This is a genomic window from Paraburkholderia sp. JHI2823 (genome assembly GCF_038900695.1).
GTDB classification, from domain to species: Bacteria; Pseudomonadota; Gammaproteobacteria; order Burkholderiales; family Burkholderiaceae; genus Paraburkholderia; species Paraburkholderia mimosarum.
Map to the genome: position 1 here is coordinate 1 of NZ_JAYMRY010000185.1, position 610 is coordinate 610.

Here is a 610-nt window from a genome sequence, read left to right on the forward strand (position 1 = left end):
GGCCCGGCGCTACTTCGAAAAGGCGATCGCGCAGAACGGCGAGCCGGAGACCGTGACGATTGATAAGAGCGGATCAAATCTGGCGGCGCTACAGGCGCTCAATGTTGAACGTGAGACGCCGATCAGGGTCCGCCAGAAGAAGTACCTGAACAATGTCATCGAGCAGGATCACCGTGCCATCAAGCGTCGCACCCGGCCGATGCTGGGGTTCAAGAGTTTTCGATGTGCACGCATCATACTCGGCGGCATCGAGTTCATGCACATGATCGTCAAAGGCCAGATGAAAGACGGCGGCATCGCGCTAACTCCCGCCCAGCAGTTCTACTCATTGGCTGCATAAGTATTCCTCATCATCTCGGATTTGTTTGACTCGACTTCCTTATCGCGACAAAACCCTTCGTTGCGCGGCAATGCACTGACATGCTGTCCCCCGCCAATTGCTGGTGGCTCTATCCGCAGGTACTGCGGGCGATCGTCGATACCGGAGGACGCAACTTCGTCGAGGGCGCGCGCAATTGGCTCGAAGATCAGGAAGATCTGCTCGCGGGCCGCATACCAGGCAGTTCGATCCGCAGGTTCGCCCCCCATCAACTCGGGCGCGACGTTGCAA

1 protein-coding gene and 1 pseudogene are annotated in these 610 nt (G+C 58.0%); both read left to right on the top strand.

Features of this window, described 5'->3' with window-relative positions; genetic code table 11:
• The coding region (locus tag VSR34_RS38220) for a DDE-type integrase/transposase/recombinase (protein WP_342965211.1) at positions 1 to 340 on the top strand (340 nt) is incomplete at its 5' end.
• An 80-nt stretch (positions 341 to 420) separates the two neighbouring features.
• Positions 421 to 610, top strand: a pseudogene (locus VSR34_RS38225) (poly-beta-hydroxybutyrate polymerase); the annotation flags it as partial.